This is a genomic window from Aliiroseovarius sp. YM-037 (assembly GCF_048060095.1).
In the GTDB taxonomy this organism is placed as follows: Bacteria; Pseudomonadota; Alphaproteobacteria; order Rhodobacterales; family Rhodobacteraceae; genus JBLUOA01.
The window spans coordinates 91,926-113,362 of sequence record NZ_JBLUOA010000007.1 but is presented as its reverse complement, the minus strand read 5'-3'; the positions used below and the strand labels follow the sequence as shown (position 1 = coordinate 113,362).

The 21,437-nt window shown below is 59.9% G+C and carries 22 protein-coding genes; 17 read left to right on the top strand and 5 right to left on the bottom strand.

Annotated features, from left to right (window positions below; translation table 11 throughout):
• Positions 1–371 precede the first annotated feature (371 nt).
• The gene (locus tag ACEWPJ_RS17385; RefSeq protein ID WP_238372756.1) at positions 372–1,547 is read right to left on the bottom strand and encodes an acetyl-CoA C-acyltransferase family protein; all 1,176 of its coding nucleotides are present in this window, start codon (positions 1,545–1,547) and stop codon (positions 372–374) included.
• Positions 1,548–1,794: 247 nt separating this feature from the next.
• Here ACEWPJ_RS17385 and ACEWPJ_RS17380 point away from each other — a divergent pair, with 247 nt between their 5' ends.
• Positions 1,795–2,952 carry an acyl-CoA dehydrogenase family protein gene (locus ACEWPJ_RS17380; protein ID WP_238372755.1) on the top strand — a complete coding sequence of 386 codons (1,158 nt, stop codon included), beginning with the start codon at positions 1,795–1,797 and terminating at the stop codon, positions 2,950–2,952.
• A gap of 21 nt (positions 2,953–2,973) precedes the next feature.
• On the opposite strand, the gene ACEWPJ_RS17375 is transcribed toward ACEWPJ_RS17380, so the two are convergent.
• Genes ACEWPJ_RS17375 through ACEWPJ_RS17365 form a run of 3 tightly spaced genes read right to left on the bottom strand, consistent with a single transcriptional unit; the run spans position 2,974 to position 5,284 of the window.
• Entirely contained in the window at positions 2,974–3,582 is a 609-nt protein-coding gene (locus ACEWPJ_RS17375; protein ID WP_273545123.1) for a CoA transferase, read from the bottom strand.
• Complete coding sequence (locus tag ACEWPJ_RS17370) at positions 3,582–4,121, bottom strand: CoA transferase (protein ID WP_273545122.1); 540 nt, start codon at positions 4,119–4,121, stop codon at positions 3,582–3,584. The genes ACEWPJ_RS17375 and ACEWPJ_RS17370 overlap by 1 nt, the downstream gene beginning before the upstream one ends.
• 17 nt (positions 4,122–4,138) lie before the next feature.
• Positions 4,139–5,284 (bottom strand): CaiB/BaiF CoA transferase family protein, encoded by a 1,146-nt coding sequence (locus ACEWPJ_RS17365; protein ID WP_238372754.1) that lies wholly within the window; start codon positions 5,282–5,284, stop codon positions 4,139–4,141.
• 104 nt (positions 5,285–5,388) lie between these two features.
• On the opposite strand from ACEWPJ_RS17365, the gene ACEWPJ_RS17360 reads away from it, so the two are divergent.
• The 10 genes from ACEWPJ_RS17360 (at position 5,389) to ACEWPJ_RS17315 (ending at position 14,511) form a co-directional block, all read left to right on the top strand.
• A complete protein-coding gene (locus ACEWPJ_RS17360) occupies positions 5,389–5,766 on the top strand; it encodes a Zn-ribbon domain-containing OB-fold protein (protein WP_067624578.1) in 378 nt (125 codons plus the stop codon).
• 3 nt (positions 5,767–5,769) lie between these two features.
• A complete protein-coding gene (locus ACEWPJ_RS17355) occupies positions 5,770–6,921 on the top strand; it encodes an acetyl-CoA acetyltransferase (RefSeq protein WP_238372753.1) in 1,152 nt (383 codons plus the stop codon).
• Between the two features lie 23 nt (positions 6,922–6,944).
• Positions 6,945–7,802, top strand: a complete 858-nt coding sequence (locus ACEWPJ_RS17350) for a MaoC/PaaZ C-terminal domain-containing protein (protein WP_238372752.1) — start codon at positions 6,945–6,947, stop codon at positions 7,800–7,802.
• A 10-nt stretch (positions 7,803–7,812) separates the two neighbouring features.
• Entirely contained in the window at positions 7,813–8,949 is a 1,137-nt protein-coding gene (locus ACEWPJ_RS17345; RefSeq protein ID WP_238372751.1) for a CaiB/BaiF CoA transferase family protein, read from the top strand.
• Between the two features lie 64 nt (positions 8,950–9,013).
• A complete protein-coding gene (locus tag ACEWPJ_RS17340; protein ID WP_238372750.1) occupies positions 9,014–9,733 on the top strand; it encodes a transglutaminase-like domain-containing protein in 720 nt (239 codons plus the stop codon).
• The gene (locus tag ACEWPJ_RS17335; protein WP_238372749.1) at positions 9,730–10,179 is read left to right on the top strand and encodes a MaoC family dehydratase; all 450 of its coding nucleotides are present in this window, start codon (positions 9,730–9,732) and stop codon (positions 10,177–10,179) included. The genes ACEWPJ_RS17340 and ACEWPJ_RS17335 overlap by 4 nt, the downstream gene beginning before the upstream one ends.
• Positions 10,166–11,290: an acyl-CoA dehydrogenase family protein gene (locus ACEWPJ_RS17330; protein WP_238372748.1), complete on the top strand. Its 1,125-nt coding sequence runs from the start codon at positions 10,166–10,168 to the stop codon at positions 11,288–11,290. The genes ACEWPJ_RS17335 and ACEWPJ_RS17330 overlap by 14 nt, the downstream gene beginning before the upstream one ends.
• Entirely contained in the window at positions 11,287–12,438 is a 1,152-nt protein-coding gene (locus ACEWPJ_RS17325; RefSeq protein ID WP_238372747.1) for an acyl-CoA dehydrogenase family protein, read from the top strand. Before ACEWPJ_RS17330 ends, ACEWPJ_RS17325 begins: the two co-directional genes overlap by 4 nt.
• A 39-nt stretch (positions 12,439–12,477) precedes the next feature.
• Positions 12,478–13,287 (top strand): enoyl-CoA hydratase/isomerase family protein, encoded by an 810-nt coding sequence (locus tag ACEWPJ_RS17320; RefSeq protein WP_027238738.1) that lies wholly within the window; start codon positions 12,478–12,480, stop codon positions 13,285–13,287.
• Between the two features lie 27 nt (positions 13,288–13,314).
• Entirely contained in the window at positions 13,315–14,511 is a 1,197-nt protein-coding gene (locus tag ACEWPJ_RS17315; protein ID WP_238372746.1) for a phenylacetate--CoA ligase family protein, read from the top strand.
• Positions 14,512–14,582: 71 nt separating this feature from the next.
• Here ACEWPJ_RS17315 and ACEWPJ_RS17310 read toward each other — a convergent pair whose 3' ends face one another.
• Positions 14,583–15,548, bottom strand: a complete 966-nt coding sequence (locus ACEWPJ_RS17310) for an NAD(P)H-dependent flavin oxidoreductase (protein ID WP_238372745.1) — start codon at positions 15,546–15,548, stop codon at positions 14,583–14,585.
• Between the two features lie 223 nt (positions 15,549–15,771).
• On the opposite strand from ACEWPJ_RS17310, the gene ACEWPJ_RS17305 reads away from it, so the two are divergent.
• The 6 genes from ACEWPJ_RS17305 to ACEWPJ_RS17280 are packed head-to-tail and all read left to right on the top strand — an operon-like array spanning position 15,772 to position 21,435.
• Complete coding sequence (locus tag ACEWPJ_RS17305) at positions 15,772–16,542, top strand: enoyl-CoA hydratase/isomerase family protein (protein WP_238372744.1); 771 nt, start codon at positions 15,772–15,774, stop codon at positions 16,540–16,542.
• The gene (locus ACEWPJ_RS17300; protein WP_238372743.1) at positions 16,539–17,729 is read left to right on the top strand and encodes a CaiB/BaiF CoA transferase family protein; all 1,191 of its coding nucleotides are present in this window, start codon (positions 16,539–16,541) and stop codon (positions 17,727–17,729) included. The genes ACEWPJ_RS17305 and ACEWPJ_RS17300 overlap by 4 nt, the downstream gene beginning before the upstream one ends.
• 1 nt (position 17,730) lies before the next feature.
• On the top strand, positions 17,731–18,906 hold the full coding sequence (locus ACEWPJ_RS17295; protein ID WP_238372742.1) for an acyl-CoA dehydrogenase family protein: 1,176 nt from the start codon (positions 17,731–17,733) through the stop codon (positions 18,904–18,906).
• Between the two features lie 20 nt (positions 18,907–18,926).
• A complete protein-coding gene (locus ACEWPJ_RS17290; RefSeq protein ID WP_416514306.1) occupies positions 18,927–20,066 on the top strand; it encodes an acyl-CoA dehydrogenase family protein in 1,140 nt (379 codons plus the stop codon).
• A gap of 28 nt (positions 20,067–20,094) precedes the next feature.
• A complete protein-coding gene (locus ACEWPJ_RS17285; RefSeq protein WP_238372740.1) occupies positions 20,095–20,871 on the top strand; it encodes an enoyl-CoA hydratase/isomerase family protein in 777 nt (258 codons plus the stop codon).
• Positions 20,872–20,913: 42 nt separating this feature from the next.
• A complete protein-coding gene (locus tag ACEWPJ_RS17280) occupies positions 20,914–21,435 on the top strand; it encodes a TRAP transporter small permease subunit (RefSeq protein WP_238372739.1) in 522 nt (173 codons plus the stop codon).
• The last annotated feature ends 2 nt before the right edge of the window (positions 21,436–21,437 follow it).

Genomic DNA, 21,437 nt, shown 5'->3' with positions numbered 1-21,437 from the left:
GTGATGTCGGGGTCTTGAGCGATCAATTCCCTGAAGAAGGCTTCATGAGGCGCGAGCTTGCCTGTGCCACGCGGGCGACCCTGAGGGGCCGGGTCGACCCTACCTGTTTGATGAACTTGCCGTGCCCATCGCGCCCCCGTCGCTGACGAAAGCTTCAGCCGCAATGCCGCCGCACGCCCGCTTAACCCTTCTTCAATCAATCTCTGAAACCGCGACCGAAGGGCCAAAGGTAAAGGTGCTGACATGATCCATCCTCCCAAACAGGATGAATCACAATCAGCCTCCAAAAGGAATCCCTCACGATTCAGGTTTTTCTAGAAACGCTTTAATTGAAAGGGAACCGCTTTTTTGAGGTGTCCATAGACTCTAATTCACATGGCTTCTATAGCTAGGGCAATCCCCTGCCCACCACCGATACACATGGTAATCAGCGCGCGTTTTGCGCCGGTACGCTCCAGCTCGTAGAGCGCTTTGACAAAGATAATGGCCCCCGACGCCCCGATAGGATGTCCAAGAGCAATTGCGCCGCCGTTGGGGTTCACCTTGTTGCCATCCAGACCAAGAGTTTTACTCACGGCCAAAGCCTGAGCCGCGAAGGCTTCGTTTGACTCGATGACGTCGAAATCAGAAACTGTCAGGCCTGTACGTTTCAAAAGTCCTTCGACAGCCGGAATTGGCCCGATTCCCATGATGTCCGGGCGTACTCCTGCAATATGATATCCAAGCAGGCGTGCGCGCGGTTTCAACCCTGCATCTGATGCAGAATCTGCCGTGGCCAGCACAACTGCGGCGGCCCCATCATTGAGACCCGAAGCATTCCCCGCCGTCACGGTGCCATCCTTCTGGAAGGCCGGACGCAGTTTGCCGAGCATTTCAACTGTGCTCGCCTTGGGGTGTTCATCGGTGTCGAAAAAAGCAGTGTTGCGTTTGACCTTGACCTCGACGGGAACGATCTGGGATTTGAAATACCCCTCTTTGAGCGCGTTCAGAGCGCGCTCCTGGCTTTGAAGGGCAAACGCATCCTGAGCTTCGCGCGTGATGTCGTATTCGGCGGCGACGTTTTCCGCTGTTACGCCCATATGCCCGGTGCCAAACGGACAGTTCAACGCGCCGAGCATCATGTCAGTTGCACCCGTGTCACCCATTTTCTGCCCCCAGCGAATGGCTGGCACGATATAGGGCGAGCGGCTCATGCTTTCGCTGCCACCGGCAAGAGCCATTGTTGCATCACCCAGCATCAGCGACTGCGCCGCTGACACAATCGCCTGTAGCCCAGAACCGCAGAGCCGATTGACGTTCATTGCGGGCGCCATTTCTGGCACTCCAGCGGCAATAGACGCCGCGCGGCTAAGATACATGTCGCGCGGCTCTGTGTTAATAACATGGCCAAAAACAACGTTTCCAACCTGCTTGCCTTCGACACCTGAACGCGCAAGCGCCTCTTTCGCCACGATGCTACCCAGTTCGATCGGAGACGTGCCCGCAAGAGAGCCGCCAAAGGTTCCGATGGCTGTTCGCACACCATCCAATACTACGATATCTTTCATTTTCACTCCGGTTCTTCATTTTTTGCGTCACGCAGGCCGTGTACTGCCCAGTGTCAGCCCGTTACCCTGACCTGCGCGTTCGGTGCCTTGGTGGAACTTGCTTGGGAGTAGGAAGTTGATACCGCGCCTGTTCAGGAAAGCCGTCTCTAGCAAGATAACGCTGTGTTTGCCTTGAGACTGGGCCATTGCCGAAAAAATAACAGATGTTAGATTTATGGCAACACCAACCTTAAGAATGGATTCCAACATGTCTCTGATCACGAATAGTTCGGCCTGGACCGCGGATGAACACAAGATGTTCGCGGATAGCACACGCAAGCTTTTTGATGCCGAAATGGCTCCAAACATCGAAAAATGGGCTGAGCAGGGCATTGTTGACCGCGACTTCTGGAAAACAGTCGGTCAACAGGGTGTCATGGGCGGCTCGATTGCCGAAGAATATGGCGGGTTCGGCGGCGGCATCGGGTTCGATGCAATTACCGTTTATGAGCAGGGGCGCACCGGTGACACGGGTTGGGGCTATGGCATCCAGTCCATCGTAATCCATTATATCAACGCCTATGGCAGCGAAGAACAGAAGAAAAAGTGGTTGCCGAAGCTGGTCAGCGGCGACAGTGTCGCGGCGATCGCGATGACCGAGCCAGGAACGGGCTCTGACCTCCAGAACGTCCAGACCCATGCGGAAAAGGATGGCAACCACTACAAGATCAACGGCTCGAAGATCTTCATCACCAACGGACATACAGCCGATCTAGTTGTTGTCGTGGCAAAGACCGACCGTAACGCTGGCGCCAAGGGCGTTTCGCTGATCGTTCTGGAAACCGAGGACGCCGAAGGCTTTCGTAGGGGACGAAACCTGAAGAAGTTGGGCATGAAGGGATCGGATACGGCTGAGTTGTTCTTCGAGGATGTGCGCGTGCCTACGGCAAACCTGCTTGGCCCGGAAGAAGGGCAAGGTTTCTACCAGTTGATGAAGCAGCTCCCTTGGGAACGGCTGATGATTGGCGTTACCGCGCTAGGCTTCATTGACTTTGCCATCGATGAAACTGTGAAATATGTACAGGACCGCAAGGCATTTGGTAACCGCATCATGGATTTCCAGAACACACGCTTCAAATTGGCGGAATGCAAGACCAAGGCCGAATTGCTGCGCACCTTCGTCAATGACGGGCTCGTGCGCCTCGAAAAGGGCGAACTTGATGCGGCCACGGCGTCGATGGCGAAATGGTGGGGCAGCCAGACGCAAAACGAGGTCATGCATGAATGCCTGCAACTGCACGGCGGTTATGGTTTCATGATGGAATACCCGATCGCGCGCCTGTATGCCGATAGCCGGGTCCAGATGATCTATGGCGGCACCAACGAGATCATGAAAGAACTGATCGCACGTTCGATGGATGTTTGATCCGCCCGGTGCCGGGGGGGGTTATTCTTCTCCCGGCCCGATGATATCTTCGCTGTGCTCCCCCAGTCGAGGGGCAGGGCGGTGATCATGCCGCGCCGGCGTTGCCGAGAATCGTATCGGCGGGCGTGTCGTCCAGATCGCCCCTTCGGTTGGGTGATCAATCTGTTGAAAGAACCCGGTCGCGGCAAGATGGGGATCGTTCGGCAAATCCGACAGGTTGCGCACCGGCATGGCGGGTATGTCGGCCTGCTCCATCAAGGCAAGCCAGTCATCTGTTGTCCGAGTTAGGGCAATCTGCGCCACCATATCGTATACAGCGCCGATGTTGCGGCTACGGGTGTCCATGTCAGTGACCCAGACGTGGTCGATCATGTCATCGCGCCCGACCGCCTTGAAGAACCGCGCCCATTGTACGTTGGTGTAGGGCAGAATTGTGATATATCCATCTGCCGTCTTAACCGGACGCCTATGCGGAACCAGCATCCGGGCATAGCCGAAATCCTGCGGGGTCTCTTCGAAGGTGGCACCATCCAGATGTTCGGCCAGCAGGAAGGCGGCCAGCGTCTCAAACATCGGCACCTCGACATGCTGGGCTTCTCCCGTACGCTCGCGGTGGAACAGGGCTCCCATCACGGCGCCAAGCTTGTCGGCGAGAATCGTAGGGCATATGCGGGCGGCGCTTCGCGATCGCGCAATGTTGCCAGGCTAGCCAACCCAGAAACCGACTGGACAGCATCGTCGAACGCGGGTCGGGCGGCATAGGGTCCGTCCTGCCCGAATCCAGTGGAAGATACCGTGATCAGGTTCGGATTTTCCTGGCGTAGGGTTTCGAGATCGAGAGACAATCTGGCTAGCGCCGTCGGCCGTATGCTTGAAATCATCACGTCGGCATCGGCCAGTAGCTTGCGCAGCCGATTGTGACCGGTTTGCGTTTTCAGGTCGAGTACGACACTGCGCTTGTTACGGTTGGTACCCAGAAAAGCGGCACCCATCAGATTGTTGCGTGAAGGCTGGACCTGGCGAAGAAGATCGCCCTCGGGACCTTCCACCTTGATCACATCGGCCCCCAGATCGCCCAGCATTTGCGTGGCCAAAGGTCCGAAAACCACAGAAGTAAGGTCGACGATCTTCACGCCCTGAAGGATCGCGGGTTTTTTCTCAGCGGTCATTTAGTTGCCCAACCTTTTTATGAACGAGGGCAGAACTCGGCGCGAAGGGCTTTGCCTTCAGCATCGAAGGCCGGGCAGGGGCCCAGTGTCGTTTCGCCTATGCTGCGCCGGATCGGGGGTGTCGGGACCTTGATCTCGCCGGAGGGTGTGCCAATCACGGACCGGTCAAGCTGCGGGTGATCGGACAGGGTCGCCACGTCGTTCACGGCCCCGGAGGCAATGCCCGCAGCGTCAAACCGCTTCAGCATCTCGGCGCGGTCATGAGAGGAGAACACGGCCTTGATGAGCGCCTCGAGCGCGGGCTTGTTTTCAATTCGCGCCGTGTTGTCATGAAACCGGGGGTCGTTAGCCAGAGTCGCGTCGCCCAGTATGTGTTCACAGAACCGTAGCCATTCGCCGCTGTGCTGCACGGTAATGACGACAAGCTGACCGTCCTTGCACGCATAGGCCCCGTATGGGCAGATGACCGTGTGGTTCAGTCCGACACGCGGTGTCGGCTTGCCAAGGTAATCGTGATAAAGCAGCGGAACCGACATCCAGTCGGCCATCACGTCAAACATTGCCACCGAAACACCGCTGCCCTTGCCGGTGCGATCACGCCCGACAAGTGCTTCGCAAATTCCGGCATGGGCTGTCATACCGGTGGCGATATCGCAGACGGAAACGCCAACCCGCCCCGGTCCGTCCGCCGTGCCGGTCACCGATGCCAGACCGCTTTCGCATTGCACCAGAAGATCATAGGCCTTGGCATTGCGCATCGGGCCGTCCTCACCGTATCCGGTGATGTCGCAGGTCACGAGACGCGGGAACCTCTCTCGCAGACTCGCGGAATCGAGCCCGAGCTTGGCCAGCGCGCCCGGCAGCAGGTTTTGAACAAACACATCCGCGTTTTCCAGCATCCTGAGCAGGATTTCCCGGTCCTCGTCAGCTTTAATGTCCAGGGCGACCGATTCTTTGCCTCGGTTCAGCCATGTGAAATAGGCGCTTTCACCGTTGGCGGCGGCATCGTAGGCGCGGGCAAAATCGCCTGCGCCCTTGCGTTCGATCTTGATCACGCGCGCGCCGGCATCGGCCAGCCGCGAGGAGCAAAAAGGCGCTGCGACTGCCTGTTCGAGCGCAACGACGAGTTTGCCAGAAAGGGGGGCTAAATCTGAACCTGACATGAGTATCCCGCAAATGTTCCAAAGAGGTTGACTAAATCTAACATTTGTTAGAAATATTATCAATACGCTTAACCAGAGACTGGATTACTTGAAGGAGAACGCCGGTGCCGGACGCCAAAGGACCAGACCATATTTTCCAGGGCGCGCTGACAAAGGGAGAGATCCTGCTGCCAAAGTGCGAAGACTGCGGGGCCTATCATTTTTTCCCGCGAGTCCTGTGTCCCCATTGTCATGGCACTGCGATTTCGTGGAAGCAGGCTACCGGCAAGGGACGGGTCCACACCACAACCGTCGTGCGCCGAAAGCCTGAACGGGGGGGCGACTACAACGTGTGCGTTGTCGAACTGGACGAGGGCGTCCGGATGATGAGCCGGGTCGAGGGCATTGCTCCGGGTGAGGTCGCCATCGACATGGCTGTAACCGCTTTCGTGGGCGAGGCCGAGGGCGCTCCGGCCGTGCTTTTCAAGCCGTCGGAGGGATAAGATATGACCGCTGAACTTCGGGGAAAATCCGCCATCGTGGGAACCGGTCATGCCGGTTTCGGCGAGGCCCATGGTCTGACGGCATATGATGTCATGGCGCAGTCCGCACTTGCAGCGCTTGGCGATGCCGGGCTGAAACTGTCCGACGTGGACGGGCTGTTCTGCACCATGATGGAAGACAGTATGCCGGCGCTTATGGCGGCAGAGTATCTGGGCATTCAGCCGCGTCTCATTGATGGCACGATGTCGGGCGGATCATCCTTCGTGAATTATCTGACGTCTGCGACCATGGCGCTTGATGCCGGTCTGTGTGCTGTCGCCCTGATTGTCTATGGCTCCAATCAGCGCACCGCGTCGGGCAGACTGGTGACCGCCTCGCGCCCGCCGGCCCATGAGGCGCCGTACAATCCGCGCTATCCGATCTCGGCATATGCGATGGCCGCGGCGCGGCACATGCATGAATATGGCACCACCCGCGAACAGCTGGCCGACGTGGCCGTTGCCGCGCGGGCCTGGGCGCAGCACAACCCCGAAGCTTTCGAGCGCGGCCCGCTGACCCGCGAGGACGTGTTGGGCGCGCGCATGGTGGGCGATCCGTTGACCGTGCGCGATTGTTGTCTTGTCACCGACGGCGGCGGTGCGATTGTTCTGGTACGCGCGGACCGCGCCCGGGATTTCCCAAAGGCGCCTGTCTATGTGCTGGGCAGTGCTGCGGAAAGCTCGCACCGGCAGATTTCGCAGATGAAAGATTTCACCGTGACCGCCGCCCGCGACTCAGGCGCGCGCGCCTTTGCGGCGGCCGGAGTGACCGCTGCGGACATCCAGGCGGTCGAGCTTTATGATGCCTTCACCATCAATACCATCCTGTTTCTTGAAGATCTGGGGTTCTGCGCCAAGGGCGAGGGCGGGGCCTTCGTCGAAGGCGGGCGAATCGCGCCTGGCGGCGTCTTGCCTGTGAACACGAATGGCGGGGGCCTGTCCTGCGTACACCCCGGTATGTACGGCATCTTCACGGTGATCGAGGCTGCGCGTCAGATCCGTGGCGACGCGCCTGGCATTCAGTTGAGGGATGTCGACCTGGCGCTGGCGCATGGCAACGGCGGTGTGCTGTCCAGTCAGGTCACGGCAATACTTGGATCGCAAAACACGCTCTGACGGCAATTAAGGGAGGAAAGATAATGCCATTGGATTTTGATGCACTGTCGAACTGGGACTTTGAGGAAATTGAACAGACACTGACCGAGCGGGATACCATCCTGTATGCGCTCGGCCTTGGGTTCGGCGAGGATCCGACCGACAAAAAGGAACTGGCCTATGTCTATGAGAACGGGCTTAAGGCGGTGCCCGCAATGGCGGTCACTATGGGGTACCCCGGCTTCTGGCTGCGCGATCCCAAGACCGGTGTGAACTGGCAGCAAGTGCTACATGGTGAACAGTGGCTGGATATCTACAAGCCGCTGCCGACCCATGGCCGGATTATCGGCCGCAGCAAGATCGACTTCATCTCCGACAAGGGCGAGGGCAAGGGTGCCGTCATCTACCAAAGCCGCGATATTATCGACGCGGACAGCGGTGAAAAGCTGGCGCGCGTGGCGATGTCGGCCTTCTGTCGCGGCGATGGCGGCTTTGGCGGTGAAAACAAGGCGGGCCCGGCACCGGCAGCGCTGCCTGACCGCGCGCCCGATCACGTCTGTGAAATCGAAACCCTGCCACGTCAGGCGCTCATTTATCGCCTCAGCGGCGATTTCAATCCGCTTCACGCTGACCCGGATGTCGCCCGTTCGGTTGGGTTCGATCGCCCGATCCTGCATGGTCTGGCAACCTACGGGCTGGCGGCCCGGGCGATCCTCAAGACGTTGCTCGACTATGATGCGGCCCGGCTTGTCGGCTTGGATGTTCGGTTCTCGGCGCCGGTCTATCCCGGCGAAACCGTGCGGTTCGAAATTTGGGAAGAGGACGGCGAGGCCCGGTTTCGCGCGTCGGTCCCGGCACGCGACGTCGTTGTTCTGAACAATGGCGCCGCGCGCTTCGCGTGAAGAGCAGAAGATGACCCAACCGCTCAAGGGTATTCTGGTGTTGGATTTCAGCACCCTTCTTCCCGGTCCGATGGCAACGCTCATGCTTTCCGAGGCCGGCGCCGAAGTTGTCAAGTTCGAACGGCCTGGGGTCGGTGAGGACGCGCGCCACACTGAACCCATGATCGAAGGAGAGAGCATCGGCTTTGCTGTGTTGAACCACGGCAAGCGATCGGTGGCCATCGACCTAAAATCAAGGGGCGCAGTGAATCTTCTGCGCCCCTTGATCGAGAAGGCCGATATTCTGGTAGAGCAGTTCCGTCCCGGCGTGATGGGCCGGCTCGGTCTTGGTTATGAAGCTGTGCGCGAGATCAATCCCGGTCTCATCTATTGTTCGATCACCGGCTATGGCCAGACCGGACCAAAGGCCAGCGCCGCTGGCCACGACCTTAACTACGTCGGTGATGCGGGTATCCTGTCGCTGAGCTGCGGACCGGATGACCAACCAACGGCACCGTTCGGGCTGGTCGCCGATATCGGAGGCGGAACCTATCCGGCGGTGATGAATATCCTGCTGGCCCTGATTGCGCGGCAGGCAAACGGGCAGGGGACGCATCTGGATATCGCCATGTCCGAGGGGGTGTTCGCCTTTGCCTATTGGGCCCATGCCGAAGGTGTGATCGCCGGGCAAAACATCGAAAGCGGCGGCAGCCGCCTGACGGGCGGCCTGGCCCGGTATCGGCTTTATACGGCTGCGGACGGGCGTCAGATCGCCGTTGGCGCGTTGGAAGAAAAGTTCTGGCAGTCGTTCTGCGATGTCATCGGTTTGCCGTCGGCGCTTCGCGATGACTGGTCCGAGCCTGATTCCTGTGCTGCGGAAGTTGCGCGTCGTCTGGGGAAACAGCCCTCGACCCATTGGGAGCCTTTGCTGGCGACGGCCGATTGTTGCTGTTCGGTCGTAAAAACGCCCGCCGAGGCGTCGCGTGACCCGCATTTCAAAGCGCGTGACGTTTTTGGGCGAACCCTGAGCGTATCCGGCCAGAATGCGCCCGCATTGCCGCTACCAATTGCGCCGGAGTTCCGGTCTCCGGCCAACTCGGTCGGAGTTGCGGCCGCCTTGGGAGAAGACAATGCGCGTTACGGGCTGGACGCGCCGGATACAGATTAAATCCCGTTGACGTGCTGGTGGTGAATCACTATTCTAACAATTGTTAGAAAAATGGAGAGATCCAATGGCCGAGTCCGATGATCACCTGCCTGCAGAAGCCGAGCGCTATGTCATGCCGTCGCACTATGTCGAAAGCGACAGCCTCGAAGTGCAGGAGTTTGTGACAGCGGCTTTGCGCGATCTTTCGCCGGATGCAACCAAGCGGGACAAGGCGATCCGTCTGTTTGAAGCGGTTCGCGACGACATTCGTTACGACCCATATTGTTTTGCGCTGGATGAAGATTCTTACCGTGCCAGCCGGATCGCAGGGGCAGAAGCGGCATTTTGCGTTCCCAAGGCGATCCTGCTTGCGGCCTGTTTGCGTGCTGTGGGTATCCCCGCCGCACTTGGGTTTGCCGATGTGCGCAACCACCTGAACACCCCTAAGCTGCAGGAGTTGATGGGAACTGACCTATTCATCTATCACGGCTACGTTCAACTGTGGCTGGATGGTGAGCCCTACAAAGTAACACCTGCATTTAACATGGAGCTGTGTAAAAGATTCGGGGTCAAACCACTGGTCTTCGACGGCTATCACGATGCGCTTTTCCACGAGTTCGATGAGCTGGACCACCGGCACATGGAATATGTAAACGATCGGGGACTCTATTTCGACGCGCCCATGGGCGAATTCCTAGTGGCCTTCAAGGAAACCTATCCGAAGCTGGAAGAATTCAACCGCGTACGAATTTCCCGGGATGCCAACGGATATGATTCCGGTTTCGCAAAGGAGGGTGCTTCTTGAAGTATCTGGAGGATTTCGCGCCGGGCCAAGTCTATCACTTTCGCAGTGCCCCGATGAGCGCAGACTCGATAAAGGCATTTGCCGAGGTATGGGATCCGCAGCGGCTCCACACCGACGAAGCCTATGCGGCCACCATTCACGGCAGCCTGATTGCCTCGGGCTTTCAGACGATGCTGGAGGCATTCAAGCCCGTCATGACCGAAATGATGGTCGATGTTGCCAATATCGGTGGCATGGGCTTTGACAATCTGCGCTGGCTGCGGCCGGTGCGCCCGAACGAACCCCTTGATGTCGAACTGACAGTCAACGCGGTCACGCCTTCAAGAAGCAAGCCCGACAGAGGTGTTTTGCACTATACGCTTAGCGCCAAAAACCCCGAGGGCGAGGTCGTTTTTTCGACCGACACCCCCGTGATGATCCAGCGAAAACAAAATGACACAGACTGATACAATTTCCAGCGAACAAGAAGACCTTCGCCTGTTGCGGGAGAGCGCGCGCACCCTGTTCGAACGCGCGGGCGGAAGTGGAAGAGCCCGAAAACTCCGTGATGCCGGGGGCAGTTTCGACCCGAAGATGGTCCGGGAACTGGCTGAGGCCGGCGTTTTCGGCGTGGCGGTGCCCGAAGAGCAGGGGGGTCTTGGCATGGGCCTGGCCGCCGGGGGCGTTATCGCAGAAGAGGCCGGTCGCGTGATTGCACCGGAACCGGTCGTGTTGACGATCGGTCTGAGTCTCGGCCTTCTGCGTCGCCTTTGCCCGGAACATCCGAAGATGGCGCAGCTCATCGGCGGCGAGGTTTCACTGGCGGTTGCCTGGCAGGAACGTGGCCCGGGCGGGGCGCCCGCCGATGCGACCTGCCGATACGCGGACGGGCGGCTAACCGGAAACAAGGCTTGGGTGGTCAGTGCGACCGGATCGCGAGGGTTCCTCGTCGTGGCCGAACAAGATGGTGGACCGGTTCTCGTCTTGGCCGAGGCCACCGCGGACGGGGTTGTCATCGACAAGCGGGCGCAGGCCGACGGCAGTTCCCTGGGCGAGCTTTCGTTTTCAGGAACACCGGCCGCGGAACTGGCCAGCGGCGACGCGGTTCAGGCTGCGCTTGCCGAGGCTGTCGCCGATGCAACGGCGCTTGCCGCGGCCGAGCTTGTCGGCCTGAGCGAGTGCGCCTTCGAGATTACGCTCGAGTACATCAAGACCCGCGAGCAGTTCGACAAGCCGATCGGGTCATTCCAGGTCATCCAGCATCGTGCTGTCGACCTCAACGTGATGTGCGAGGTTGCACAGGCGGGCGTCCGCGAAGTTCTGGCGCTGATGGACAGCGAAACCGATCCGAAAGTTCGGGCGCAGCTTGCCAGCCGTGCCAAGGCGCGTGCGGTTACGGCCGGCAAAAGAATTACCCGTGATGCGATCCAGTTGCACGGGGCGGTCGGGTACACGGATGAGTTCGATATCGGGCTCTACCTGAACCGGGCGCTGGTGCTGTCGGCCTGGTTGGGCGACGACGCCTATCACAGGCGGATTTGGTTCGATGCACGCGAAGCAGAGGGGGCAGCACAATGACCGACTGCAACGCAATGAGCGATGCGGACTTCCGCAAAGAAGTGCGCCAGTTCTTCGAGGCGGAATATCCCGAGGAGCTGCGCCACCTGCCGCATCGTCCCAAGTTCGCCGAGATCGAACATTGGCACCGCAAGCTGCACGCCAAGGGCTGGGTCGCGCCGGCCTGGCCTGCGGAATACGGCGGCATGGGGCTGAACGCCGCCAAGCTTCTGATTTTCTACGAGGAGCAGCAACGCTGGGGCGTCAATCGTGGCCGCGACATGGGCGTGCAGATGGTCGGCCCGCTGATTATCAAGTTTGGCACCCAGGAACAGATAGACTATTGGCTGCCGCGTATCCTGAGTTGTGAAGACATCTGGTGTCAGGGCTATTCGGAACCCGGCGCCGGATCCGATCTGGCCAACCTGCGCACACGCGCAGAGATTGATGGCGGCGAATTTGTCATCAACGGACAGAAGATCTGGACCACGATGGCGCATGATGCCACGCACATCTTCATGCTGGTGCGCACCGATCCGGACGCGCCCAAGAAACAACAGGGCATCAGTTTCCTGCTCGCTCCGATGGATCAACCTGGAGTCGAGGTGCGCACGATCACTACCCTGTCGGGCGAGACCGAGTTTTGCGAGGTCTTCTTCGACAATGCCCGTACGCCCAGTGAAAACCTCGTGGGCGAGTTGAACAAGGGCTGGACGATGGCCAAGGCGCTTCTGAGTTTCGAGCGCATCTTCATCGGCTCACCAAGCCTGGCCCAGAACGCACTGGGGCAACTGGAAAGCTTTGCCCGGGGCCGTGGCGCTTTCGATGATCCGGTGTTCCGCGACCGCTTTGCCCAAGCCGCACTCGATGTTGAAGATCACGCCGCGCTATACGCCCGTTTTGCCGATCAGCTCAAGCGAGGTGAAACGCTCGGCGCGGATGTCTCGATGCTCAAAATCTGGGTGACTGAGTGCTTTCAGCGCATTACCGAGCTTATGATCGAAGCGGCCGGCCCCGACGGTGGCACAATCGGGCCACTTCAAGTCGGCAACGTAAGTGTCGATGTCCTTGCGAGCTTTTATAAGGCCAGACCGACCACGATCTACGGTGGATCGAACGAAATCCAACGAAACATTCTGTCCAAGGCCGTCCTCGGACTGCCTGGCTGAACCCATACTCATACCCACACCCTACGGAGGAAAAGAACTATGTCGGAGCGCTATGCAAAGTACGACAAACTGAAATTTGACTACCCGGCGGATCGCGTCCTGCGCATCACTTTTGACCGCCCTGAGTCCTTTAATTCCGTGGACGCGGAAACCCATACCCAGATGACGGACATGTGGATCGATATCGACCGCGATCCCGACATCAACGCGGTCATTGTAACCGGCGCGGGAAAGGCGTTTTCCGCCGGCGGTGATTTCAGCTTGATTGAAAAAATGATCGGCGACTCGCACGAGATCATGAAGACTTGGAAAGAGGCCAAAGACCTTGTCTACAACATCATCAACTGCAACAAACCCATTATTTCCGCGATCAACGGACCTGCGGCCGGTGCCGGTCTTGTGGTCGCCATCCTCGCCGACATCTCGATTGCCGGGAAGAAGGCCAAGATTGTCGATGGTCACCCGCGCCTGGGTGTTGCCGCTGGCGATGTCGCGGCGATCATCTGGCCGCTGCTGACTTCGATGGCCAAGGCGAAATACTATCTGATGACTTGTAAGCCGGTTTCGGGCGAAGAGGCCGAGCGCATCGGCCTTGTCTCAATGTGCGTCGAAGATGACGAGTTGCAACAAATCGCTTTGGACACGGCCGTCGAGCTGGCCAACGGCTCGCAAAGCGCAATCCGCTGGACCAAGTATTCGCTGAACAACTGGCTGCGCCAGGCTGGCCCGATCTTCGATGCGTCGACCGCGCTGGAGATGCTCGGTTTCATGGGTGAAGACGTCAGGGAAGGCGTTCTGTCACATCGGGAGAAGCGCGCGCCGAACTTCCGCAAGGACTGCCCGCTTTAACGCCTGATTGGACGAGGAGGCATGGAAATGTCTGAAGATATCTACCAAGATATAGCGCAAGCCTATGCCGCTGCGGCCGAAAAGGCTCCTGGCCTGAAATCGCGATTTACGGCTGCCGGATTTGATCCGGCAGCCGTCACATCGGTGGCGGACCTCTCGCGTCTTCCGGTGATGAAGAAGGAGGAGCTTCTGAAGATCCAGCGTGACAATCCACCCTTCGGCGGGTTCCTCGCCTCGGATCTCAAGGATATCGGGCGGATCTACGTATCCCCCGGCCCGATTTTCGAACCGGCACTTTCGGGCGGTGGCGGCCACGGTCTGGACCTGCTGTTCAAGGCGGCCGGCGTGGGGCCCGGGGATATCATCCTGAACACCTGGATGTACCACCTCGTGCCGGCAGGCTTGCTGTTCGATGAAGCGGCACAGTCCGCCGGCGCCACGGTTATCCCCGGAGGCGTTGGAAATACCGAGCTTCAGGCACAGATCATCGTCGAAACCGGCGTGACCTCGATCTGCGCCTCGACCGCGTTTTTCCTGACGCTGGCGGACAAGGTGATCGAAACCTATGGCCGCGACGCATGGAAGGTAAAGACGGCCTTCCTCGGCGGTGAGATGGGCGACTGGATGGCCAAGCGCCGCCGGATCGAGGCCGACTATGGCGTCTCCACCTGGGCTGCCTATGCCACTGCGGATCTGGGCCTTGTCGCCTATGAGGATGGCGGCGAAGGCTATGTGGTTCACCCCGACCGCGTGGTGCAAATCTGCGATCCGGTCAGCGGAGAACAGGTCGCTCACGGGGAACCTGGTGAGGTTGTTGTGACCGCGCGCGATGCCACCTGGCCGATGATCCGGTTCGGTACCGGCGACAGCGCCTTTGCGCTGGAGAGCAACGCGGATGGCACCGTCAGCCGGATTTCCGCACTGCAGGGCCGGGTCGGCGCAGCGGTCAAAGTGCGTGAGATATTCGTTTACCCGCGCGTGATCGAAGAAGTTGTCATCGGCACGCCCGGCGCAAAGGCCGCGCAGGCCATGGTAACGCGCGAGAACGATCGCGACATGATCCGCCTCTCGCTTGTGCTGGATGATGGTGCCGACGCTTCTGCTGCGGAAACAGCCGCCGTCGAAACCTTCAAACTGCATGCACGAATCCGCGCCGACGAGGTGAGCATTGTTTCGGAACTACCCGAGAATGCAGAACTGATCATCAACCAGAAAGACGGCTGAGATCGCTTCTCGATCATCTGCGACAACGGCAGGAACAGAAGGGCGGCTGGGCAACCTGCCGCCCTCTTTCGTCAGGGACCGAGGGCATCTTTGGCGGCGTGGTATTCCCGGTCGAGACGGTCGACATACGCCGCCGTCGTCATCACCTCTTTCACCGCTCCGATCCCCTGACCGCTGCCCCAGATGTCGCGCCAGGCCTTGGGGCGAACGGCGCCGGTGGCCAGATCGAGCTTGTTGCCGATACCGGCTAGGTTGTCAGGATCAAGGCCAACCGCCCGTACCGACGGTTTCAGATAGTTGGCATTCACGCCGCTGAAATAGTTGGTATACACAATATCATCGGCCCCGCCGTCGACAATCATCTGCTTGTAATCCTCCGACGCCACCGCCTCGGTCATGGCAATGAAGGGCGATCCGATATAACCAAAATCCGCGCCCATGGCCTGTGCCGCCAGAACGGCACGCCCGGTCGCGATGGACCCCGACAGGGCAAGCGGACCATCGAACCATTCCCGGATTTCCTGAACCAGCGCAAAAGGTGACAAGGCACCGGCGTGGCCGCCCGCGCCAGCGCAGACCGCGATCAGGCCGTCGGCGCCCTTGTCGATTGCTTTCCTGGCGTATTTGTTGTTGATCACGTCGTGCAGTACAATGCCGCCGCAATCATGCGCCGCCTGATTGACGTCTTCTCGTGCGCCCATTGATGTAATCCAGACCGGCACTTTCCAGCGCGCACATATTTCGACGTCCCGCTCAATCCGATCATTCGAACGATGGACGATCTGGTTGACCGCAAAGGGCGCGGCGGGCCGATCGGGATTGGCCTGATTGTGCGCGTCAAGCTCTTCGGTGATGCGCTTGAGCCAAGCGTCGAGCAGCGGCGGCTCCCCTTCGGACTCGCGTGCGTTCAGCGCCGGAAAGCTGCCGATAACGCCGGCCTTGCACTGGGCGATGACAAGATCCGGCCCGGACACCAGGAACATGGGCGAGCAGATCAAGGGCAGGCGCAAGCGGCCGAGAGGGGTGTCGGAGTACATTGTCTACTTCTTCTTTGCTGTTTCAACAGGGGGTGCCGAGGCCCGTAGCCTTGACGGGCGCGCATGGGAAGGGAAGCCAAAACAAGCGTGCCAGTAGACCGCAAGGAAATACACAGAACGGGTGAATTTTACGCATGTGTGATATTCCGCACCGGACTATAGCCCGTCGATCAATGCCACTCCTATCGTGTTCCATGCTAGCCCATTCTGGGAGGAGGAAGCGGTGCCTTTGCTCTACAGCCGCTCGGAAAGCGTTGGTCGGATGACCTTCGATTTTCCCGAGAAGAAGAATGCCCTTGATCAAGACGCACGCAAAGAGATGGAACACATCGTCACCCAGGTGCGCGACGATGACCGCGTGCGCGCGCTGTTGATCACGGGCGCCGGGGGCGCGTTTTGCGCCGGAGGTGACATCAACACTTTCGCCGGTTCTTCGCCTGTGGCCATGCGGGACCGCATGAAACAACAGCACCGCGTAACCCGGATGCTATATGATCTTGAAAAGCCGGTCGTCGCAGCGGTTGCCGGGCCGGCCTTTGGCGTGGGGTTCAACATTGCACTTCTGGCTGACGTGATCCTGGCAGCGCCCTCGGCCCGCTTTTGCCAGGCCTATGCGCGCGTGGCGATCGTGCCCGACGGTGGCGGGCTTTACTTGCTAGCGCGGACGGTCGGGACGCACCGGGCGAAGGCGATGTTCCTGACGGCCCAGGTGATCGATGCCCAAGAGGCGCACGACCTTGGGATCGTCCACGCAATCCACAAAGAAGACGCGCTCGACGCAGAGGCCGCTGCGCTGGCCGCGCGTCTGGCCGAAGGGCCGACCCGAGCCTTTGGGCTGGGCAAGTCGATGCTGAACCGTGGCATGGATTGCGATTTCGCGACCTATCTCGAGATCGAGGCAACCGCCGAAGCCCATATCATGCAGACCGAAGATCACCGCGAGGCGGTCGCCTCTTTCAAGGAAAAGCGTCCGCCGCGCTTTGTCGGATCATGAACGCGGCGGCTGACAGTGGCCCGCTGGCCGGTCTCAGGGTGATCGACCTCGGGCAGGTCTACCTTGGGCCCTATTGCGGTCTGATGTTCGCGCTCATGGGGGCAGAGGTCATCAAGGTCGAGCCGCCCGGCGGCGACAGTATCCGCGGCATCGCGGGTGGGCGCGAGAACCCCGCAGCGATGATGCTCAATTCCAGCAAACAGAGCGTGACGCTCGATCTGGGGTCCAAGGACGGGCGCACCGCCCTGCTGGCGCTGGCAGATACGGCCGATGTTCTAATCGAGAATTTCCGTCCCGGTACGATGGAGAAACTGGGGCTGGGGTGGGAAACACTCTGTGCCCGCAATCCGCGCCTGGTCATGGGGTCAGGAAAGGGCTACGCGGCTGATTCCGTCTATCGCGATGCACCGGCGATGGATTTTCCTATTCAGGCCCTGACGGGTCTGATGTCGGTGGCCGGGTTTCCCGATGGTCCACCGGTGAAATGCGGTGCAGCGATCACCGATTTTCTGGGCGGTATCCACCTTTTTGGTGGCATTATGGCAGCGTTGCATGCGCGCGGCGCGACAGGGCGCGGGGATTTTGTCCAAATCGCAATGCAGGACGTCGCACACCACGCGCTGGCATCGAATATCGCAAGTTTTCTGTTGGCGTCCCACGGTTTCGCTGACCGGGCCGGCAATAGTCAGGCTGTGCTCAAGGTCGCACCCTACGATCTGTTTCCGGCGCAAGACGGACAGGTGGCCATCATGTGCCTGAACGATCGCCACTGGCAGCAACTGATCCGCGCCATGGGCCGCCCTGAACTGGCCGAAGATCCCGACCTGGCCGAAGGGCCCGCGCGCTGCGCGCAGCGTGCCCGAGTCGATGGCTGGGTGACGGCGTGGACCTCACGTCATACCCGCGCCGAGATTTTCGCGGCCCTGAGCGGCGCACATGTGCCGGGCGCCCCGGTGCGCACGCTCGCTGAAGTGGTGTCGGACGAAGACATGCGCGCCCGCGGTATGATCCATGACCTTCCGCATCCAGACCTGGGCAAGGTCCCTGTTCCAGGGCTGCCGATGCGTTTCGCGGCTCACCCACAGGTCGCCCCTATCCCCGCACCAGCCGCAGGCGCCGATACGGCGCGCATCCTGAGCGCGCTGGAACAGGACCTGCCTTCTGCTCAATCAAAGGACACCTACTGACATGTTCAACCTCGATCCGGAATTGGAGGATTTTCGCAACGCGGCCCGCAAGCTGGCTGAGCGCGAGTTTGCTCCCATGGCCGCCCATTGGGACGAAACCGAAGAGTTTCCGACCGTAAACCGCGACAAGCTGGCCGAACTTGGCTATCTGGGCATGTTCATCCCTGAAGAATACGGCGGCTCCGGCGCGCCGGTGATCCAGGGCACGGTGTTTCTAGAAGAAATGGCGCGGGTCTGTTTCAACACGGCGCTGGTCTCGCAGCTCTACCTGAACGGCCCATCCCGGGCGATCAGCGTTCTTGGCAGCGACGAACAGAAAAAGCGGTTCCTGCCAGACATGGCGGCCGGCAAGAAATTCATCGCAATCGCCATCAGCGAACCCGAGGCTGGGTCGGCCGTGACCGACCTGCGCACCACGGCCACCAAGGATGGCGACGGCTGGGTGCTGAACGGGAACAAATGCTGGTCCACGGGCGCCCATGTGGCCGATTATGCGTTGGTCTTCTGCCGTTTCGGCAAGGCCAGCGGAGCAAAGGGGATCGGTGCCTTTGTCGTCGATCTGAAGAAGCCGGGCGCGCGGATCGGCCACATATCGCTGAAGATGGGTGGCCGGGGTCTTACAGAGGCCGAGATCATCCTTGAAAACTACAAGGCCGGCCCAGAGGACGTTCTGGTTGAGGGCGATCCCGAAAGCTCGCGCTCCTTCGCGCTGTTGATGAGCAGTTTCGGTCCCGAGCGGGTGGGCAACGCAGCGATGTGCGTCGGGCTGGCGCAGGGTGCTTTCGAGGCTGCCAAGTCGTATTCCGAGATCCGCCATCAGTTCGGGCGCCCGATCAAGGAATTCCAGGGCCTGCAATGGAAGATCGCCGACATGGCCACGCAGCTCCATGCTGCGCGCCTGATGGTCTATCGGGCGGCAACCAACCCGGCCCCGAACGGCTTTCCCGATCCGATGGACGCAACCATGGCCAAGCTCTACGCCAACGAAATGGCGCAGCGGGTCACGAACGACGCGCTCCAGATTCATGGCCATAACGGCTATACACGCGAATACCCCCTGGAGCGTATGGTGCGGGACGCGCGCGGTTTCGCGCTGGGCGGTGGCACCGTTGAGATCCTGCGTAACACGATTGCCGCCATGGTCTATGGCCACAGCTTCAACCAGCGGCGGGGGTAGGGCGGATGCATCCCTCTTTGTTGACGACAGAACAGATCGCTCTCAAGGATGCCGCGCACAAGCTGGCACTGGGGGAATTCCGAGACCGCGCCGCGCGCTGGGACCGCGAAGGTATCTACCCCGAGGAAAACCACAATCGCCTGGCCGCGCTTGGCTATCTGGGCATGACCATCCCCGAGGAATTTGGCGGCGGTGGTGCGCCGCTGGTGGATTGCTACCTCGTGATCGAGGAACTGGCGAAGGTGGATTTCAACACCGCGCTGATCGTCCACGATCAGAACGTCTCGCCCCGGATCATCGCCACCTGCGGCAGCGACGCGCTGAAGCGCGATTTCCTGCCGCGCTTTGCGGCGGGTGAGATCGAATGCGCGATTTCCTGGACCGAGCCTGAGGCAGGCTCGGACGCCACGGCAGTGACGACCTCGCTGCGGCAGGACGGCAACGACTATGTACTGAACGGTGGCAAGATTTTTACCACCTTCGGCGACCGGGCCGATTATCTTCTGGTTTATGCGCGGTTCTGCGACAGCAAGGGCGCGCGCGGCATTGGCACGGTTCTGGTGGAACGCGAAAGCCCCGGCGTGACGGTGAAAATCCTCGAACAGAAGATGGGCGCACGCGGCTGCAACGAATGCGAGATCCACTTTGACGACGTTCGGGTGCCGTCCGAAAACATCGTGACCGAAGGGCTGGCCGACAATTCCAGCGGCTTTGTCCGCCCGCTGGGCGTTTACAACGCCACGCGCGTCGGCATGGGGATTCTGGCGCTTGGTGTCGCCGAAGGGGCGTTCGACCTCGCGCGCGACTACATGAAAACCCGCCGGCAATTCGGCAAGGCGCTGTCTGAAATGCAAGGGCTGCAATGGATGATGTCGGACATGAAGGTGCAGATCGAGGCCGCACGGTCGCTGTGCTATACGGCGCTGTCGTTGATCGACCGCGGCCAGCCCGATCCCACATTGTCTTCGATCGCCAAGGTTCAGGCCACCGAAATGGCGCAACGCGTAACCCATGACGCCATGCAGATGTTCGGCGGCTACGGCTATTTCGGTTCGCTTCCGTTGGAGCGGATGGTGCGGGATGTGCGGATGCTGACGATCACCGGGGGAACGACCCAGATACATAAGAACGGGATTGCACGGTCGCTGTTCACTGATTGACGAAAATGCGCCACAGGGAGGGGCGGTCATGGCAAGTGATATCACTGTAGAACACTCAGAAGGTCTGGCCATCGTATCGTTGAACCGGCCCGACAAGCTGAATGCGCTGACCCTCGAAATGCGCGTCGAACTCATGGACACGTTTCGCGACATTCAAACCGACCCGCAAATAAGGGCAGTTCTATTCCGGGCCGAGGGCCGAGCCTTTTGTGCGGGCGCGGATATTTCGACCATGGGCAAGGACGATGTCTGGGGTGATCGGGCCCGTTTGTACAGGGCACATCAGATGATCCTGTCCATATTCAATTGTGAGAAGCCTGTGGTTGCCGCAGTGCGCGGTCCCGCAGTCGGGATCGGTCTGAGCATGGCGCTGGCCTGCGACGTCGTCCTGCTTTCCGAGACTGCAAAACTCGGTCAGGTCTTTCGCAAGGTCGGCCTGGCCCCGGATGGCGGCGCGGCGTTTTTTCTTCAGAACCTGATCGGGCGGCAGCGTGCAACGGACCTTGCCTTTTCTGCGCGGCTGGTGCCGGCCGATGAAGCCCTGAGCCTTGGTTTGGCAAGCCAGGTTCATTCCGATGATGCCCTCGACACGGCGGCGCTGGATTATGCGGCAGATCTGGCCGCAGGACCGACCTTTGCCCTGGCCGGTACCAAGCGGCTGATGCGCGCCGCGATGCAACCTTCGCTGGAGAGCTTTCTTGAAACAGAAGCCATCGTTCAGGGGCAAATCATCAAGAGCACGGATCACGCCGAAGGCATCGACGCCTTCCTGAGCAAGAGAAAACCGGTTTTCCGTGGCGCCTGACCAAGCGGTTTGCGCCCTTATTACGACAGGGAAGAGATAGCGATGGAAACAGTTATTGCACGACTTGGCTGGGTGTCGCGGATTATCACCTATGTTGCGACTACCCTGGCGGCGCTGATGATGGTCCATGTTACGCTCGATGTTGTTCTGAGCCAGTTTGTCGCCGAGCCGCTGCCTGGAACGGTGGATTACGTGTCTTATTACTACATGGTTGGGTTGGTCTTCCTGCCGCTACCCTTCGTCGAATTCACCAACGAGCACATCAAGGTCGATCTGATCCACGATCTGATCCCGGCGGCGGGCAGGACCGTTCTGGACATGCTGGCGCTGGCATTATCTGCGATGTTCTACGGCCTGCTGACCTGGCAGACCTGGATAGACGCCGTCGAGAAATACACCGTTGGAGAAAAATCCATGGGCATGGCGGCGGTGACCGTCTGGCCCGGTCGCTTCTTTCTGCCAATTGGCGCGGGGCTGATGGTGCTGCTTTTGCTGGCAAAGCTGATCCAACGCCCCTTCACCGAAACAGGCATGGCCAGTCTCAATCACGACATGTACGAATAGGA

What these genes read in the sequence shown, in the direction of transcription:
- ACEWPJ_RS17370 (WP_273545122.1), bottom strand. Translation starts at nt 4,121, where the DNA reads ATGACCGCTGAGAAAAAACCCGCGATCCTTCAGGGCGTGAAGATCGTC.
- ACEWPJ_RS17280 (WP_238372739.1), top strand. Translation starts at nt 20,914, where the DNA reads ATGGAAACAGTTATTGCACGACTTGGCTGGGTGTCGCGGATTATCACC.
- ACEWPJ_RS17380 (WP_238372755.1), top strand. Translation starts at nt 1,795, where the DNA reads ATGTCTCTGATCACGAATAGTTCGGCCTGGACCGCGGATGAACACAAG.
- ACEWPJ_RS17310 (WP_238372745.1), bottom strand. Translation starts at nt 15,548, where the DNA reads ATGTACTCCGACACCCCTCTCGGCCGCTTGCGCCTGCCCTTGATCTGC.
- ACEWPJ_RS17355 (WP_238372753.1), top strand. Translation starts at nt 5,770, where the DNA reads ATGACCGCTGAACTTCGGGGAAAATCCGCCATCGTGGGAACCGGTCAT.
- ACEWPJ_RS17350 (WP_238372752.1), top strand. Translation starts at nt 6,945, where the DNA reads ATGCCATTGGATTTTGATGCACTGTCGAACTGGGACTTTGAGGAAATT.
- ACEWPJ_RS17315 (WP_238372746.1), top strand. Translation starts at nt 13,315, where the DNA reads ATGTCTGAAGATATCTACCAAGATATAGCGCAAGCCTATGCCGCTGCG.
- ACEWPJ_RS17345 (WP_238372751.1), top strand. Translation starts at nt 7,813, where the DNA reads ATGACCCAACCGCTCAAGGGTATTCTGGTGTTGGATTTCAGCACCCTT.
- ACEWPJ_RS17285 (WP_238372740.1), top strand. Translation starts at nt 20,095, where the DNA reads ATGGCAAGTGATATCACTGTAGAACACTCAGAAGGTCTGGCCATCGTA.
- ACEWPJ_RS17320 (WP_027238738.1), top strand. Translation starts at nt 12,478, where the DNA reads ATGTCGGAGCGCTATGCAAAGTACGACAAACTGAAATTTGACTACCCG.
- ACEWPJ_RS17365 (WP_238372754.1), bottom strand. Translation starts at nt 5,284, where the DNA reads ATGTCAGGTTCAGATTTAGCCCCCCTTTCTGGCAAACTCGTCGTTGCG.
- ACEWPJ_RS17300 (WP_238372743.1), top strand. Translation starts at nt 16,539, where the DNA reads ATGAACGCGGCGGCTGACAGTGGCCCGCTGGCCGGTCTCAGGGTGATC.
- ACEWPJ_RS17330 (WP_238372748.1), top strand. Translation starts at nt 10,166, where the DNA reads ATGACACAGACTGATACAATTTCCAGCGAACAAGAAGACCTTCGCCTG.
- ACEWPJ_RS17385 (WP_238372756.1), bottom strand. Translation starts at nt 1,547, where the DNA reads ATGAAAGATATCGTAGTATTGGATGGTGTGCGAACAGCCATCGGAACC.
- ACEWPJ_RS17295 (WP_238372742.1), top strand. Translation starts at nt 17,731, where the DNA reads ATGTTCAACCTCGATCCGGAATTGGAGGATTTTCGCAACGCGGCCCGC.
- ACEWPJ_RS17325 (WP_238372747.1), top strand. Translation starts at nt 11,287, where the DNA reads ATGACCGACTGCAACGCAATGAGCGATGCGGACTTCCGCAAAGAAGTG.
- ACEWPJ_RS17340 (WP_238372750.1), top strand. Translation starts at nt 9,014, where the DNA reads ATGGCCGAGTCCGATGATCACCTGCCTGCAGAAGCCGAGCGCTATGTC.
- ACEWPJ_RS17375 (WP_273545123.1), bottom strand. Translation starts at nt 3,582, where the DNA reads ATGGGAGCCCTGTTCCACCGCGAGCGTACGGGAGAAGCCCAGCATGTC.